We start from the raw sequence: 14,314 nt of genomic DNA, 5'->3' as shown, positions 1-14,314 counted from the left end.
GGCCGTGCGGGGCTTGCTGTGTAGTTTGCTTGTCCCATGAACGAGGGGGAACAGCCCGCCTTGACGGGCCGCTACGGGCTTCTCCTCATCACGCTGATCGCCGCGTACCTGTTCTCGGCGCTGGCGCACACCGGCCATGCCGGGCCGCTGAATATCGCCTTCATCACCGCCATCGGCCTGCTCGCCCTGCGCAACATCCGGATACGCACCTCGGCGACGCTGCTGTCCGTCGGCCTGTTGCTGGTAAGCGCGATCGCGGCCGGGTTCTGCGTGACGTCGACGAACAAGATCGCCGAGGGAATCGGCAGCCTGTGGAGCGGCCTGGTGCTGCTGATGACCGTGGTGATCATCATCGAGCGCGTGGTGCGGCTGTCCGAGGTGACGGTGCAGAGCCTTTACGCCGCGTTCAGTGCCTACCTGTTGATCGGCCTGATGTTCTCGGCCTTTTTCGGCGCGCTCAGCTTCTTCGCATCCGGGCCGTTCTTCGCCAACAACCAGCCGGTGAACCCGCAGACGCTCCAGTACTTCAGCTTCGTCACGCTGGCGACGCTGGGCTACGGCGACTTCACCGCCGCGGGTAGCCTCGGCCGGGCACTGGCGGTGATCGAGGCGCTAGGCGGGCAGGTGTTCCTGGCGACGCTGGTGGCACGGCTGGTTAGCCTGTACGGGACGGCAAGGCGGCAGCCGCCGCCGCCTGAGTTATGGCTCATGGCTGCTGGCTGGGTTAACTTGGCTGCTGGGTTGCGATGCCGCGCAGGAGTTCGTCGACGGCGCGCTCGACGAAGCCGGGGGCGGCCGGGCTTGAGTCGTGCTTGCCGCGGACCATGACCGCGCCGGTGAGCAGGAGCATCGCGACCTCGACGTCCGCGTCGGGGCGGAGTTCGCCGGTCTCGATGCCGTGGCGGAGGACGGAGCGGACCAGGTCACGCCTCGGTTCCACCACGCGTTCCTTGTAGCGGGCGACTAGCCGGGGATAGCGCTCCCCCGCGCCGTGCAGCAGCGCGTACTGCTGGGCGTAGCGCGGGTCGTCGGCATCGGCGGCGACCACGGTGAGCAGGGCGATCAGGTCTTCGCGGGCCGACTCGCCGCGCGGCGTCGGCAGCGGGCGGCGCATCGCGGCGAACGCCGCGATCAGCAGGTCTTCCTTGCCCGGCCAGCGCCGGTACAGGGTCGCCTTGCCGACGCCTGCCCTGGCGGCGACGTCCTCGCAGTGCACGCCGTCGATGCCGCGCTCGCCGATGGCGTCGATCGTGGCCTGCAGGATCGCCTGCTCGGCCCGCTCGCTGCGCGGGCGGCCCGGCCGCCGCGCGGTGTCCTTGACGTCGGTGTCCTCACCATCGGACCCGGTCTGCGCCGTGTCCGATGTGGAGGCGTGGTCGGCCGGGTCCGGCTCGACGTCGCAGTCCCAGCCGCCGGGCGCCCCGGCCCGCAAGGCCGAAGCCGGGGCCACCCGGGCGTTGGGTGCGATGTCCGGGTCCCCCGCGATGGCCTCGGGGAGCACGTCGGTGACGTGATCGTGGTGAGTGCGCATGGCGGGGAACCCTCCTGTCGTCTTCGTTGACGGTGTACTGTCTGGCGGGCTTACCGGTCCGACAGCTCGGCGCGGTCTGCCAGGCGAGCCTCGAGGTCCCGTTCCGCGGCCGCGATCTCTTCGGCGACCAGTTCCTCGATGGTAGGCCGCTTGCGGCCGGGCATCCAGCGCAGCACCGCGATACCGCCGGCCAGGGCGAGGGCCGCCGCGATGCCGGTTGTCAGCCGCATCGCGTCGACGAAGGCCGAGTTGGCCGGGCCGAGCAGGAACTGACCGGAGTGGCCGAGTTGCGCCGCGACCGCCTGGGTGGCGGTGATAGACGTCCCCGCCGCGTCACGCGCCGCCGCGGGAAGCGCCGACAGTGTCGGGTTAAGCGAGCTGCGGTAGACCGAGGAAAGGATCGAGCCGAGCACCGCGACGCTGAGCGCCACCGCGACCTGGCGGGCGGTGTTGGTCAGCGCGGAGCCCGCGCCGGCCCGCTCGCGGGGCAGCGCCGCCATGACGCTCGATGTCGCCGCCGGGACCGCAAGGCCGAGTCCTGAGCCCTGGACGAAGAACATGACCGCGACGATCCAGATCGGCGACGACTGGTCCAGGAACGCCCAGCCGGCGATCGCCGCCGCGTTCAGCAGCATGGCCACGACCATGACGGGGCGCACGCCGTACCGGCTGACAAGCGACGCGCTGCGCGGGGACATCACGAACTGGCCGAGAGCGAACGGCACCGCGAGCAGGCCCGTCTCCAGCGGGCTGTAGCCGCGGACGTTCTGCAGGTAGAAGCTGGAGAAGAAGTAGACGCCGCCCATGCCGAAGAACAGCAGCGCGATCGACCCGACGGAGGCTGACATGGTCCGGTTCTTGAACAGCCGGACGTCAAGCGACGGGTGCTCGATCCTGCTCTCGTACCAGGCGAACAGGCCGAGTACGACAAGGCCGCCGAGGGCCGGCCCGAGCACGCCGAGGCTGCCCCACGACTGGCCGTCGCCGCCCTGAACGATCCCGTAGACGAGCAGTACCAGGCCGAGTATGGAACCAAGCACGCCGAGGTAGTCGACCTTGCCTGGCGCCGGGTTGCGTGACTCGGGCACCAGGAACAGCGCGGCGATCGAGCCGGCGATGGTCACCGGGACGTTGATCAGGAAGACCGACCCCCACCAGAAGTGGGTGAGCAACAGGCCGCCGAGCACCGGGCCGATGGCGACGCCGATGCCAACGGCAGAGGTCCAGATGCCGATGGCTCTGGCCCGCTCGCCTGGCTCGAAGACGTTGGCGATGATGGACAGTGTCTGCGGCATCACGGCCGCGCCGCCAAGACCCATCACCGCGCGGGCCGCGATGAGGACGTCGGGCGAGTGCGAGTAGGCCGAGAAGAGCGAGCCGAGGCCGAACAGCACCAGGCCCGCCATGAGAACCCGCTTGCGGCCGATCCGGTCGCCGACCACACCGAAGGTGAACAGCAGGCCGGCGAAGACCAGCGTGTAGGAGTTGATCGCCCACTCGAGCTCGGACTGGCTGGCCCCGAGGCCGCCCTCGCGCACCGGGCTCGCGATGGTCTTGAGTGCGACGTTGAGCACGGTGTTGTCGATGACGATGGCGAGCAGGCCCACGACCAGGACGCCGAGGATGATCCATCGCCTGCGTTGAACCGTCTGAGTATCCATGAGCCCCTTCAAGGACTTGGAGAAGCGTGTCGCGGCTCCGGCACTGTCGTTCCGGGAGGCCGGTAGCCGCACTATCGATACGGAACGAGTCCGTATCGGAATCTATTCCGAGTCCGGGAAGTCAATCTCCACAGGGCTTTGCGGGCGAAACCGGGGTCACAGTGCGTGATCGATTTACACCGCTATGTCCGCCTGGCGAAGCTCACCGGTGACGGGGTTGATGAGGACAGCGAGGTTCGCCGTCGCGTGCTCCCCTGATAGCTCGACCGTGGCCGACGAGCTGCCATCGCCCGCCTGGAAGGCTCCGGAAGTCACCTGGCCGGCCCAGACGGCGGCCATCCGCAGCCGCCTGGCGATGAGGCCCGCGTCGGCCGCCGGAGCGACGGGTACCGTCGCCGGCCAGGCTGCCGCGGGGTCGTTGAGCCAGGCGACGAGGGCGGTGAGCGTCTTGGCGAGCGGTGAGCCGGGCGCCGGCGGAACGGCGATGCCGAGGGACTGCACGCGCGGCGGGCGCTGCGGGTTGAGCTGGATGGCCACCGCGACCGTGCCCCCCTCCCCCGTCAGCCACCAGCGGCGGTGTGCCGGGGTGTCGGACTGGGCGGGACGGGACGTGTCGGGCGCGAAGTCGCCGATCCGTTCCCGCAGCAACGCCAGGTCGGCGAGCCGCTCCTGATAGGGCTTGTCGAGCGCCACGTTCTCGCAGAACAGCGCGTCCGCCGCGGCGTCGTCCCAGCCGAGCAGCAGCCGGGACACCGATTCCTGCGCCGCCAGGGTCTCCGGCCACGGCTTCGCGCCCGGGCTGAGGGCGACCTGATAGCCGGGCGCAGGCGGCAGCACGGCGCCGAGCACCAGTTCCGCGACGGCGTTCATCCTGGCGTAGGTGCCGTTGCCGAGGGCGATGACGGCCAGGCCGGTCGGCGGGTGCCAGCGCATGTTCGAGCCGAAGCCGGGGTAGCCGCCGCTGTGGCTGACGATCCGGCCGAGCGCCGGGTCCTCGTCGATGAACAGGCCGAAGCCGTAATAGGCAGGCGAGCCGGGCGGCGCTCCTGGCAGGCGGTCCGCCGCGCGCCAGCCGGTCACCGCCTGCGGCAGCTGCATCAGCCGCCTGGAGTCGGCGGCGAGCGGGTGCGCAGCGCCCGCTACGCAGTCAGACTCGGCAAGGCGGGCCTCGATGACCGGCCGAAATGCCGCCGCGAAGCCCGACGCCCACGTCGCCAGGTCGGCGACGCAGGAGAACACGCCGCCCATCGGGGCGAACGCGCCGTAGGGGTCGAACGGAAGCTCCTGCCAGCCGTCCTGGCCACGGCGGTAGCCCAGGGCGAGCTCGGACCCCGGGAACTCCTCCGCCGCGAATCCGGTCCTGCTCATGCTGAGGGGAGTCAGCAGCCGGTTCCGCACGAACTCGTCGTAGGGCACGCCAGCGGCGGCCGCCACGATCCTGCCAAGAATCGCGTAGCCCAGGTTGGAGTACTCGAAACGGGTACCTGGTGCCCAGTTGAAGCCGACGCCGTGCGCGAGCAGCGCGTCGAACTCGGCGAGCGGCAGTCCCTGCTGCCTGTCGCCCCACGGGTCGTCGGTGGGGAAGCCCGCGGTCATCGTCAGCAGGTGCCTGATCGTCAGCGGCCCGGCGTCCGCCGCCCCGTTGTCCCAGCCGGCCAGCTGCGGCAGGTACGCCGACGCCGGGTCATCGAGCGCGAGCATTCCCTCGTCGCGCAGCAGCATGATCGCGGACGCGGTGAACGACTTCGACATCGAGGCGATGCGGAACACGGTCCGCTCGTCGGGCGGCGGGCCGCCGAGTGACCTGGCGCCGAATCCCGCGGCGTGCACGAGTTCGCCGTCACGCACGATTCCGTAGGCGATAGCGGGCTGGCCGCCGCGTTGGTGGTAGGAGCGAACGATGTCATCGGCGGTGGCAAAGCTTGCACTGAGAGCCAAGTCACGGGGCACCCGAATATCCTCGCATGTCGCTTGCGTGCGATTATCGGAGTGTCCGGGTACGCCAGTAGGGGCGCCTCGAGACTTTTGGAGGTTCCGACGATGTCGTCAGCAGCCATGCAGTCATCCAGCAAGTCAGAGCCCCAGTCGGAGGCTCTGTACGGTGGCAAGAAGCCGGGCAGGGTCACGGTCAGGGACATCGCCGCCGCCAAGGCGCACGGCGAGAAGTGGCCCATGCTCACCACCTACGACGCGCTCACCGCGGGGATCTTCGACGAGGCCGGAATCCCGGTGCTGCTGGTCGGCGACTCCGCGGGCAACGTTGTCTTTGGGTACGACACGACGATTCCGGTGACCATCGACGACCTGATCCCGCTCACCGCGGCGGTCGTGCGCGGCACCAAGCGGGCGATGGTGGTCGCCGACCTGCCGTTCGGCTCCTATCAGGTATCGCCGGTCGAGGCGCTGCACGCGGCGATCCGGTTCATGAAGGAGGCCGGCGCGCACGCGGTCAAGCTGGAGGGCGGCCTGCGGGTCGCGCACCAGGTCGAGGAGCTCGCCGCGGCGGGCATCCCGGTCATGGGGCACCTCGGACTCACCCCGCAGTCGGTGCACGCGTTCGGCGGGTTCCGGGTGCAGGGCCGCGGCGAGGCCGGCGACCGGCTGCTGCACGACGCCAAGGCACTTGAGGCGGCGGGCGCGTTCTCCGTGGTGCTCGAGGGCATCCCCGCATCGCTCGCCGGCAAGATCACCGAGTCGCTGCGCATCCCGACGATCGGCATCGGCGCCGGGGCCGACTGCGACGCGCAGGTCCTCGTCTGGCAGGACATGGCCGGGCTGTCGCCCCGCTCGCCGAAGTTCGTCAAGCGGTACGCGGAGGTCGCGAACGTGCTGCGGGACGCGGCGAACGAGTTCGCCGCCGAGGTCGCGGCCGGCACCTTCCCGTCGGAGGAGTACTCCTACCGGTGAGCCGCGCGGCGTGCCGTCCGCGCAGTTCGTAATCCGCTCAGCGGATCACCGCAAAACAACATCAAAGGCTTAGCATCCGAACGGGTGCGTGTTTCACCATCGCGTGAAACCCGCACCCGTTCTGTATCGAAGGCCTTTGAATTGTGGTGCCCGCGCAGGGTGGCGACTTGTCCGTGGCGGGGCTGCGCGATGGCGGGAAATGCGGTGTAATCGCATCGGGATTCTTTAGCGGGACTTAAGTGGGGCGGCGGGGACAGACATGGACATGGACGACTCCGGCGGGACGCTGCGGCTGTCATTCGAGGGCAGGGAACTCGCGGTCCGCGCTGGTCAGGCAGTGCGGATCGGGCGCAATCCGGACAACGAGCTCGTGACGGACGTCCCGACGGTTTCCAGACAGCACGCGGTGCTGCGCTGGGGTCCTGGCGGCTGGGAGTTCGAGAACACCGGGTCCGCGCCCACCTTCGTGAACGGGCAGCAGGTCACGCGGGTCACCGTGGACCGGCCGCTCGCCCTGGTGCTGGGTTCGGCGGACGGGCCGGTGCTGCGCGCAGAGCCCGTGGCGCCACCTGCGCAGCCGGCCGCGCCACCGGCCGCGGCGGCGTCACCGGCGGCCGCACCGGCGGCCGCACCGGCGGCCGCACCGGCAGCGGCGGGCGCGGCGGCGCCCTCGCCGTGGACGGCCGGCTATGAGTCCACTGCGTTCGCGCCTGGCGCCGGCTATCCGCCCGCCGGCCAGCCGCCCGCACCTGCCGCCTATCAGCAGCCCGCCGGCCAGCCGCTGCCCGGCGGCTACCAGCAGCCCGGCTATGAGCAGCCCGGGTACCAGCAGGGCGGATACCAGCAGGGCGGGTACCAGCAGGGCGGGTACCAGCCGCCCGCGGGGACGCCTGGCTGGGGTGTCATGCCACCGGGGCGGCAGGCGATGCCACCGGGCGGAGCGAGCGGCGAAGACATCGGCACCGCGCTGCGGATCCTGTTCCCCATCCAGAGCTGGCTGCACGACAAGGGCTGGCGGCAGGGGCTGCGGCTGCTCGTCATCGCCTACGCGCTGCTCCCGCTGATCTTCCTGGCGACGCTCAGCTCGTCGACGCGGCTGTCCACGCCCGGCTGGGCATACAGCCTGTACGTCGCGCCGCTGTGGATCATGGGCTTCTGGCTGCTGATCCGCCCCGGGCGGGTCGGCAAGCTGGAGATATGGGCCGCCGCCGGGATCGTCGTGTGGACACTGGCCTGGATGAACGTCGTGACGATACATGTCAACGACGCGCTGCACATCAGCGGCAAGATTGGCTTCTTCCCCGCGCTAGTGATCGGCTTCAACGAGGAGATCACCAAGGCGCTGCCGGTGCTGCTCGCCGGGCTCATCCTGCTGCGGTACCGGAAGGTGAAACTCAGCGTGCCGATGTGCATGTTCCTCGGCACCATCGCCGGGCTCACCTTCGGCATCTTCGAGCAGGCCTTCTACACCTCGACCGACATCATCGGCATCAACCAGGCGCGGTCGGTGAGCGAGGCGGTCAACGCCGTGCTCGCGTTCTCCGAGCGGATCTTCGTCGACGGGTTCCAGCACGCCGTGTGGGCCGGGATCGCGGGCTTCTTCATCGGCATGGGGCTGAACTACTCGCGGCGGCGTGTCCAGCTCATCGTGCTCGGCGTGGCCACCGCGGCCATCTTGCACGCGCTCAACGACTACCTCGCTGGCTCATCGATCTGGCTGGTCATCGTGGTCCAGGCGGTGTCGTTGCTGCTGTTCCTCGGGTACACGATGTCGGCGGCGTCCATCGAGGAGCGGGTCAGCCAGACACCGATGTTCCGGCACGGCGACTCGGTGCTGCTGCCGATCATCAAGGACCCGGGCCAGCCGCCGTCCGCGGCAGACCGCGGGTAAAGCGGCGGCGCGGCGGACCGTCGGAGCCCGGCGGGCCGCCCAGGCTAAGGGCGACCCGGCCGCCTCCGGAGGGAGACTGCCCGATGGCCAGCGTGCCGCCGGACTCCTCGGCGACCCGGCGTGCGATGTCCAGGCCGAGGCCGGTTGAGCCCGCGCCCGACACGCCGCGGCGCAGCCCGCCGGGCGGGAAGCCAGGACCGTCGTCTGACACGACAAGCCACGCACCGCCACCTGCCCGGTGGCTCACCCTGACCGTGAGGCCCGCGCCTTCCGGCGTGTGCGTGAAGACGTTCTCAAGCAGCACGTCCGCGCAGGCCGCGAGGTCGTCGCGGGACGCCTGGACAAGGGCCCGGTCCGGTGGCACGCTGACGCGCATCTGACGTTCCTGGTCTTCCGCCAGCGGACGCCAGAACGCCGCACGTTCGGCGATCACCTGGCTCGCGTCGCACGGCATCCCGCGCGCCTCGCCACGCTGGTGCCGCGCCTCGCGGATGATCTCGCTGACCGTGCGCTCCATCATGGCGACGTCGTCGATCAGCCTGATGTCGCGCAGCGACTCCGCGTCGATGCGCAGCGCGGTCAGCGGCGTGCGCAGCCGGTGCGACAGGTCGGCGACCGATTCCCGCTCCCTGGCCAGCAGGTCGCCGATGCGCATGGCGAGCCGGTTCAGGCCGGTGCCTGCCAGGCGGACCTCCGGCGGCCCCGCGACCGCCGCCCGTGCGGACAGGTCGCCCGCCGCCAGGCGCTCGGCGGCCTGCGCGACCGCGATCAGCGGCCGGACCAGGGAACGGGCAAGCTGGTCGGCCACGACGACGCTGAGGACCAGGAGGAACGCGCCGACGGCAAGGAGCAGCAGCCAGGCCCTGGCGACCCCGTGGTGCAGTTCCGTGTCAGGCACGAACGACCGGATCACCGCCGTCCCGCCGGGCAGCCCGTCGACCGCGACGAGGACCTCCACCCCGCCGGCGACGGCGGTGCTGAATGAGGCGCCGTGCTTGGCAAGTTCGATGCTCGGCGAGGTGGCCGCAGGGCTGCCGATGACGGTTCCGTCCGGGAGGAAGACCGTGACCGGCGTGCTGCTGCCCGCGTTGACCTGGGCCACCGTAAGGCGCAGGCTGCGGGCGGGGAGGCTGGTCACAAGCGGCGCCAGGGACTGGGTCTGCGCCATCGCCGCGGACACCGCGCGGTCGGCGGCGAGGGTGCGCAGCACCAGGGCGAGCGGCAGCAGGAAGGAGACGAGCACCAGCGAGCTCGTGGCTACCACTACCGCGACAATCCGCAGTCTCATCGGGGTCAGGCCTGCCTGTCAGCCGGGCTCGCCTGGCGGGCTGAGCTTGATCCCCACGCCGCGCACCGTGTGCAGGTAGCGGGGCTCCTGCGCGGTCTCGCCGAGTTTCCTGCGCAGCCAGGAGACGTGCACGTCCACGGTCTTGTCGGCACCGCCGTAGGGCAGCTGCCACACGTGCGTCAGCAGGTCGCGGCGGGTCACCACCTGGCCGGGTCGCTTCGTCAGGTAGTGCAGCAGGTCGAACTCCCGCGGGCTCAGGTCGAGCCGGACGCCGTCCAGGGTCGCCTCGTGCGCGTCGGGGTCGAGCAGGAGCCCGCCGACCTTCAGGATGCTGCCGCCCTCCGTCTCCGCCCGGCCTGACCGCCGCAGCACCGCCCGGATCCTGGCCTCGATCTGGCCCACGCCGAACGGCTTGACAACGTAGTCGTCGGCGCCGGCGTCAAGCACCCGGATGATCTCAAGCTCGTCGTCATGCGCGGTGACGACCACCACCGGCACGGCGCTGACCGCGCGCATCATCTTCAGCGCCTCATAGCCGCCAAGGTCGGGCAGCCCCAGGTCGAGCAGGATCAGGTCGGGCGGGGTGTCAAGGACGTGGCGCAGCGCCGCCATGGCGGACGCCGTTGACGTCACCGCATGCCCGTGCTCGGTGAGCACGCGGATCAGTGCGCCGCGGATCGCCGCGTCATCCTCCACCACAAGCAACTGGGCCACGGAAGTGAAAATATCCGGTTTCCTGGTGGTGAGAGCGCCTTCCTGTGATTCGCTTACCGTCTGCTTAACCTCGCCTTAACGCGGTTACCTGGATGGTGTGACATGCACCGGCGCATTCTCTTCGGCATCGCCGCCTGGCTGCTCGGCGCCGCCACCGCCACCGCGGGCAGCCTGCTCGCCGTCTCCCTGCTCGGGCAGGGCATCACCGGCAGCACCGGGCCGCTGCTCTCCCAGGTCGCGGTCAACCGGGCGCTGGCCCGCGAGTCGGCGGAGCCGACCGCGACGCCCACGGCCAGCGATTCCGGGACCGTCGGCACTGCCGGGGCGTCGCACCCCGCGGTCCCGTCCGACTCGGCGGTGCCGTCCTCCGCCGCACCGTCCTCCGCCGTGCCGTCCTCCGCCGCGCAGCCGTCGGACGCGCCGGCCAGTGCGACGGACAGTCCCACGGCCGGCGGCACGCAGCCGGGCGGCACTGTGCTCACGTCGCGTGGCGGCGACGTGGTGGCCAGCTGCCAGACGGGCGGCGCCTACCTGGACTCCTGGTCACCCGCGCAGGGTTTCGTCGTCGGCGACGTCTACCGCGGGCCGGCGCAGACCGCGAAGGTGACCTTCGATCCGGCCGCCGGGTCCGGCGCTTCCGGGGTGACCATGCTGGTGTCGTGCTCAGCCGGGATTCCGTCGGCCACCACGCACACCTGGGGGACCGGGGACGACTGAGGCGCCGGCCTTCCTGCCCGCGTCCGCCGCGCTGGACGCCCGGCCCGCGGCGGCGCTGGCGGCCTCGGGTAGCAGCGCGAGCGTCGGGCACGCGCCGACCGCGCGGCGCGCGTGTGCCGCGAGCCTGCGCGGTACCTGTCCGTCCTCGGGCGTCAGGATCGGGTAGCCCCATGGGTCGAGGCTGATCATCTCGGGCAGCAGCTCGGCGCACATGCCGTGGCCGACGCAGGCGATCGGGTTGACGTGCAGCCTCACGCGTCCTCCTGCGGTACTTCGTCGTCAGGGACGGGCAGCAGCGGCGCCCGGCGGACACCGTGGCACGCACCCGCCGCGTCATGCCAGCGCGCGTCGGCGGCCCCGGTCCGCAGCGCACTGCGGATGAGCTGGGTGACGCCGTCCGGATGACGGCAGGCGCCCCGCCGTTCCACCAGCGGGAGCAGCGCGTCGAGCCGGCCGAGCACCCGGCCCCTGCCGCCGTGGAAGGCCAGGTCGGACAGCGCGTCGGCGAGTGCGGGCAATCCGAACACGCACGGGCCGCACTGGCCCGCGCCCTCGCCTGCCAGGTAGCGCACGACCCGGGCGGTCTCGGCGATCAGGCACGAGGACTCTGGCAGTGCGACGATGATGCCCGCGCCGAGCGCGCCGCCCACCGACTTGAGCGCGGCGTGGGTCATCGGCAGCGGCCAGGCGACTTGAGCCGGCAGCCAGGCGCCGAAGTAACCGCCGACGAGCAGCGCGCTGATGGGCTCGGCGGGGCCGCCCGCCCAGGACAGCACCTCCCCGAGCGGGGTGCCGAGCTCGACCTCGTACACCCCCGGCCGGCAGACCGCGCCGCTGACCGTGGCCAGCATGGTGCCAGGCGCGGCGGGCAGCCCGGCCGAGCGGAACCAGCGGTCGCCGTGCCTGGCGATCAGCGCCAGGTGCGCGAACGTCTCCACGTTGTTGACGAGCGTGGGCAGTCCGCGCACGCCACGTTCGTGCGGGCGCGGCGGCGAGTACGTGGGTATGCCAGGGCCGCCGTTCAGGTACTGAACGATCGCGGACTGCTCACTCGATACGTACCGGCCGGGGATGCCGGTCACCTGGACCGGCACCGGGTCATGCCGCTCGGCCGCCGCGGCGGCCAGGCTGGCGAGCAGGTGCGTCTCGTGCTCGTGCACGCACAGGTACGCCTGGTCAGCGCCGATCGCCGTGGCGGCAAGCACGATCCCGTCGAGCACCAGGTGCGGCAGCCGGGTGAGCAGCAGCCGGTCCTTGCTCGAGGCCGGCTCGCCTTCCGAGCCGTTGGCCACCACCACCTTGCGCCCGCGCGCGGCCGCGACGCTGCGCATCTTGCGTCCGGTGGGGAATCCCGCGCCGCCTCGGCCGGTCAGGCCTGAGGCATCCACGACGTCGATCAACCGGTGGGTCGCCGCGGGCAGCGGGCCGTAGCACCGCTCGTGTTCCGCCAGACCGGCCCGGTGCTGATAGGAAAGGCCGGCCAGCAGGCGCGGCAGCTGGCGGCGGCCAAGCTGAGTCTGCTGAGTGGTCACCGTGCTCCCGCCGCGAGGGTTACGACTCGCCAGGTGGTGATCGCCGCGACGCTGATAATGCAGCCAAGCGTCAGTCCGATCACCCACGTCGCCGATCGGTCGGTGCCGATGCCGAGGCCGTGCGCCACCGCCACCGGCCAGCAGGCGTAGGCCAGCCAGTGCACCCGGCGCCAGGCCCGGTGGCCTAGCCTGCCGCGCAGCAGGCTGGTGGCCACGAGCGCGATGAGCAGGTCAACCGCGATCGCGCCGAGGGAGAGCCACAGCGGCTTGTAGGACGAGGCGAACGGCACGAACGCGGCGGTCAGCGATATGGACGTGTAGCTGTCAAGCACGGTACTGGCCACGTGCAGCGTGAGGAACGCCAGGACCAGCAGCGACAGGTTGCCGTGCAGCCCCTGGGTGAGGAACCGCGGCCACCGCTCGCCGCGGAACCTGCCCGCGTTGAGCAGGCCGAGCAGGACGCTCGCGGTCAGCAGCACCAGGGCGACAAGCCCGGTCGCCCTCGTGACGTACCACAGCCCTGGGCCGTGCAGGTCAAGGCTCATGCCGCGATCGCCTGATCCGCTGGCCAGCCCGCGACAGTGCTCACAGAACCGTCCTGCCTGACCAGGCGGGCGGGCAGGCACAGCCCCCGCAGCCAGTCCGCCGCAGGCTCGCCGCGCACGATCGCGGCGGTGGCGGCGATGTTCGCGGCCACGCAGCTCTCCGCGGCGACCGTGACGGTGCGCCAGCACGAGCTGGCCGGCAGCCCGGTGCGCGGCGCGATGATATGGTGCACGATCGTGCCGCCGCGCCGCCAGGACCGGCCGAGCACGCTGGAGGTGGCCAGGCCGCCGTCACTGATCAGTACCGACTGCTTGATGCGCACGCTGTTCGTGGTGGTGTCGAAACGCGCGTCATCCGCGACGCCGACCAGCCAGCCGCCCTCCGGTGGCGGTCCCGCCACGCTGATGTCTCCGCCCAGGTTGACCAGGACGCCCGCGTCCGTGGCCGCCGCGATCGCAGCCGCCGCGCGGTCCGCCGCCAGCGCCTTCGCGGTGGCCCCCAGGTCGAGGAGCACCCCGTCGGGCACCGTCACCGTGCCGCCGTCGGTGTCGAGCCGGATCGCGCGCCAGCCGCCGCCCGCGACCGGCGGCAGGCTCGCCGGGCTGGTGTCCTGCCTGACGATGGCGAAGTCCCTGTCGTAGCCGAGTGCGGCGAGCGAACGGCCGCAGGTGGGGTCCACGTCCCCGTCGGTGAGCCGGGCGGCGCTCAGCGCGACGTCGAGTGCCACGGCGAACAGGGGGCTGACCTGGACCGGCCTGCCGCCGGCCGAGCAGGCCCGCCAGAGCTCGGAGTCCTGCCGGAAGCGGGAGCAGGCGAGGTCGATGGCCGCCAGTTCTTCGGTGAGGATTTCCGTGGCGTCCCGCAGCACCGCCGGGTCGGAGACCAGCAGTGTGGCGAAGGTGCCAAGCGCGTTGAACGTGTGCTGCCCGGCCGGGGAAGCGGGCATCAGTTTCCCTTGGTCGAGGTGCTCGTAGCGGTCGGCGCCGGCGCCGCGGTGGTCGGGGCCGGCGCCGGGGTGGTGGCCGGCGGCGCCAGGGTGGCGGGCGCGGAGGTGGCGGGCGCCGCCTTGGTCGGCGCGGCGCTTGTCTGCGGCGCGGCAGCCGGCGCCGTGGACGTGGCCGCCGCGGCGCCGGTCCCCGCCTGGGCCGACGATCCTCCTGCCACGCCCGCGGCCGGCTTCTTCGACGATGCCGCCTTGTGCGACTTCGCATGGCCGGCGGCGTGGGTGGGGGCCTGGCTGGAGGCAGGAGCGGTGGGGGTGACCACCGGGGTGGTCTGGCTGGCCGCTTGCATCGGCGCGGTTTTCGCGAAGACCGTCGCGATGCCGACCGTGGCGAGCGCGCCGAGCTGGGTGACCCGCCAGGTGATCGTGCGCAGGCGGCGCAGTCCATCGTCCCGCTGGCCAGGGAAGTCGGGACTGTTGTCGGCCGGATAGTCATAACCGTTTCGCATGCGGCCGATCTCACCAGCGCGATCGTTAAGGCGAGACCAAGAACCCGTCAAGGAGTGGTTGTCTTTCTCCGCTGC

Annotated in this window: 14 protein-coding genes; 4 read left to right on the top strand and 10 right to left on the bottom strand. The window is 71.4% G+C overall.

Translation table 11 applies throughout. The features are described 5' to 3' along the window. Positions 1-60 precede the first annotated feature (60 nt). A complete protein-coding gene (locus tag EAS64_RS34885; protein ID WP_187366399.1) occupies positions 61-828 on the top strand; it encodes a potassium channel family protein in 768 nt (255 codons plus the stop codon). On the opposite strand, the gene EAS64_RS34880 is transcribed toward EAS64_RS34885, so the two are convergent. The 3 genes from EAS64_RS34880 to EAS64_RS34870 all read right to left on the bottom strand — a co-directional run bounded on the left by EAS64_RS34880 (position 725) and on the right by EAS64_RS34870 (position 5,142). Continuing rightward, the gene (locus EAS64_RS34880; protein ID WP_187366398.1) at positions 725-1,531 is read right to left on the bottom strand and encodes a TetR/AcrR family transcriptional regulator; all 807 of its coding nucleotides are present in this window, start codon (positions 1,529-1,531) and stop codon (positions 725-727) included. The two genes, EAS64_RS34885 and EAS64_RS34880, sit on opposite strands and share 104 nt — an antisense overlap. Positions 1,532-1,581: 50 nt before the next feature. Further along, positions 1,582-3,192, bottom strand: a complete 1,611-nt coding sequence (locus EAS64_RS34875; protein ID WP_145860106.1) for an MFS transporter — start codon at positions 3,190-3,192, stop codon at positions 1,582-1,584. 174 nt (positions 3,193-3,366) lie between these two features. After that, entirely contained in the window at positions 3,367-5,142 is a 1,776-nt protein-coding gene (locus tag EAS64_RS34870) for a serine hydrolase domain-containing protein (RefSeq protein ID WP_187366397.1), read from the bottom strand. Positions 5,143-5,232: 90 nt separating this feature from the next. Between EAS64_RS34870 and panB the strand changes: the two genes are divergently transcribed. After that, the gene (panB, locus tag EAS64_RS34865) at positions 5,233-6,099 is read left to right on the top strand and encodes a 3-methyl-2-oxobutanoate hydroxymethyltransferase (protein ID WP_439333637.1); all 867 of its coding nucleotides are present in this window, start codon (positions 5,233-5,235) and stop codon (positions 6,097-6,099) included. Between the two features lie 259 nt (positions 6,100-6,358). Beyond that, a complete protein-coding gene (locus tag EAS64_RS34860) occupies positions 6,359-7,990 on the top strand; it encodes a PrsW family glutamic-type intramembrane protease (protein WP_145860102.1) in 1,632 nt (543 codons plus the stop codon). Here the strand turns inward: EAS64_RS34860 and EAS64_RS34855 are convergent. Beyond that, entirely contained in the window at positions 7,947-9,278 is a 1,332-nt protein-coding gene (locus tag EAS64_RS34855; RefSeq protein ID WP_145860100.1) for a sensor histidine kinase, read from the bottom strand. The two genes, EAS64_RS34860 and EAS64_RS34855, sit on opposite strands and share 44 nt — an antisense overlap. A gap of 18 nt (positions 9,279-9,296) precedes the next feature. Further along, the gene (locus EAS64_RS34850) at positions 9,297-9,992 is read right to left on the bottom strand and encodes a response regulator transcription factor (protein ID WP_145860098.1); all 696 of its coding nucleotides are present in this window, start codon (positions 9,990-9,992) and stop codon (positions 9,297-9,299) included. A gap of 102 nt (positions 9,993-10,094) precedes the next feature. On the opposite strand from EAS64_RS34850, the gene EAS64_RS34845 reads away from it, so the two are divergent. Next, entirely contained in the window at positions 10,095-10,709 is a 615-nt protein-coding gene (locus EAS64_RS34845) for a hypothetical protein (RefSeq protein ID WP_145860096.1), read from the top strand. Here the strand turns inward: EAS64_RS34845 and EAS64_RS34840 are convergent. The 5 genes from EAS64_RS34840 to EAS64_RS44110 are packed head-to-tail and all read right to left on the bottom strand — an operon-like array spanning position 10,656 to position 14,239. Then, positions 10,656-10,964 (bottom strand): ferredoxin, encoded by a 309-nt coding sequence (locus EAS64_RS34840; protein ID WP_222849841.1) that lies wholly within the window; start codon positions 10,962-10,964, stop codon positions 10,656-10,658. The genes EAS64_RS34845 and EAS64_RS34840 overlap by 54 nt on opposite strands. Continuing rightward, positions 10,961-12,241 carry an NADH-ubiquinone oxidoreductase-F iron-sulfur binding region domain-containing protein gene (locus tag EAS64_RS34835; protein WP_145860095.1) on the bottom strand — a complete coding sequence of 427 codons (1,281 nt, stop codon included), beginning with the start codon at positions 12,239-12,241 and terminating at the stop codon, positions 10,961-10,963. Before EAS64_RS34835 ends, EAS64_RS34840 begins: the two co-directional genes overlap by 4 nt. Further along, positions 12,238-12,786 carry a ferric reductase-like transmembrane domain-containing protein gene (locus EAS64_RS34830; RefSeq protein ID WP_222849840.1) on the bottom strand — a complete coding sequence of 183 codons (549 nt, stop codon included), beginning with the start codon at positions 12,784-12,786 and terminating at the stop codon, positions 12,238-12,240. Before EAS64_RS34830 ends, EAS64_RS34835 begins: the two co-directional genes overlap by 4 nt. After that, positions 12,783-13,733, bottom strand: a complete 951-nt coding sequence (locus tag EAS64_RS34825) for an FAD:protein FMN transferase (protein WP_145860093.1) — start codon at positions 13,731-13,733, stop codon at positions 12,783-12,785. The genes EAS64_RS34830 and EAS64_RS34825 overlap by 4 nt, the downstream gene beginning before the upstream one ends. Continuing rightward, the gene (locus EAS64_RS44110; RefSeq protein ID WP_187366396.1) at positions 13,733-14,239 is read right to left on the bottom strand and encodes a hypothetical protein; all 507 of its coding nucleotides are present in this window, start codon (positions 14,237-14,239) and stop codon (positions 13,733-13,735) included. The genes EAS64_RS34825 and EAS64_RS44110 overlap by 1 nt, the downstream gene beginning before the upstream one ends. Positions 14,240-14,314 lie beyond the last annotated feature (75 nt).

Origin of the sequence: Trebonia kvetii (assembly GCF_007827045.1) — a bacterium.
In the GTDB taxonomy this organism is placed as follows: Bacteria; Actinomycetota; Actinomycetes; order Streptosporangiales; family Streptosporangiaceae; genus Trebonia; species Trebonia kvetii.
This window is presented reverse-complemented; position numbering and strand designations above follow the sequence as displayed.

Bases quoted from the DNA above. Each gene is read 5' to 3' on its own strand.
- EAS64_RS34880 (WP_187366398.1), bottom strand. From the start codon at position 1,531: ATGCGCACTCACCACGATCACGTCACCGACGTGCTCCCCGAGGCCATC.
- EAS64_RS34875 (WP_145860106.1), bottom strand. From the start codon at position 3,192: ATGGATACTCAGACGGTTCAACGCAGGCGATGGATCATCCTCGGCGTC.
- panB (WP_439333637.1), top strand. From the start codon at position 5,233: ATGTCGTCAGCAGCCATGCAGTCATCCAGCAAGTCAGAGCCCCAGTCG.
- EAS64_RS34860 (WP_145860102.1), top strand. From the start codon at position 6,359: ATGGACATGGACGACTCCGGCGGGACGCTGCGGCTGTCATTCGAGGGC.
- EAS64_RS34855 (WP_145860100.1), bottom strand. From the start codon at position 9,278: ATGAGACTGCGGATTGTCGCGGTAGTGGTAGCCACGAGCTCGCTGGTG.
- EAS64_RS34845 (WP_145860096.1), top strand. From the start codon at position 10,095: ATGCACCGGCGCATTCTCTTCGGCATCGCCGCCTGGCTGCTCGGCGCC.
- EAS64_RS34830 (WP_222849840.1), bottom strand. From the start codon at position 12,786: ATGAGCCTTGACCTGCACGGCCCAGGGCTGTGGTACGTCACGAGGGCG.
- EAS64_RS34825 (WP_145860093.1), bottom strand. From the start codon at position 13,733: ATGCCCGCTTCCCCGGCCGGGCAGCACACGTTCAACGCGCTTGGCACC.
- EAS64_RS44110 (WP_187366396.1), bottom strand. From the start codon at position 14,239: ATGCGAAACGGTTATGACTATCCGGCCGACAACAGTCCCGACTTCCCT.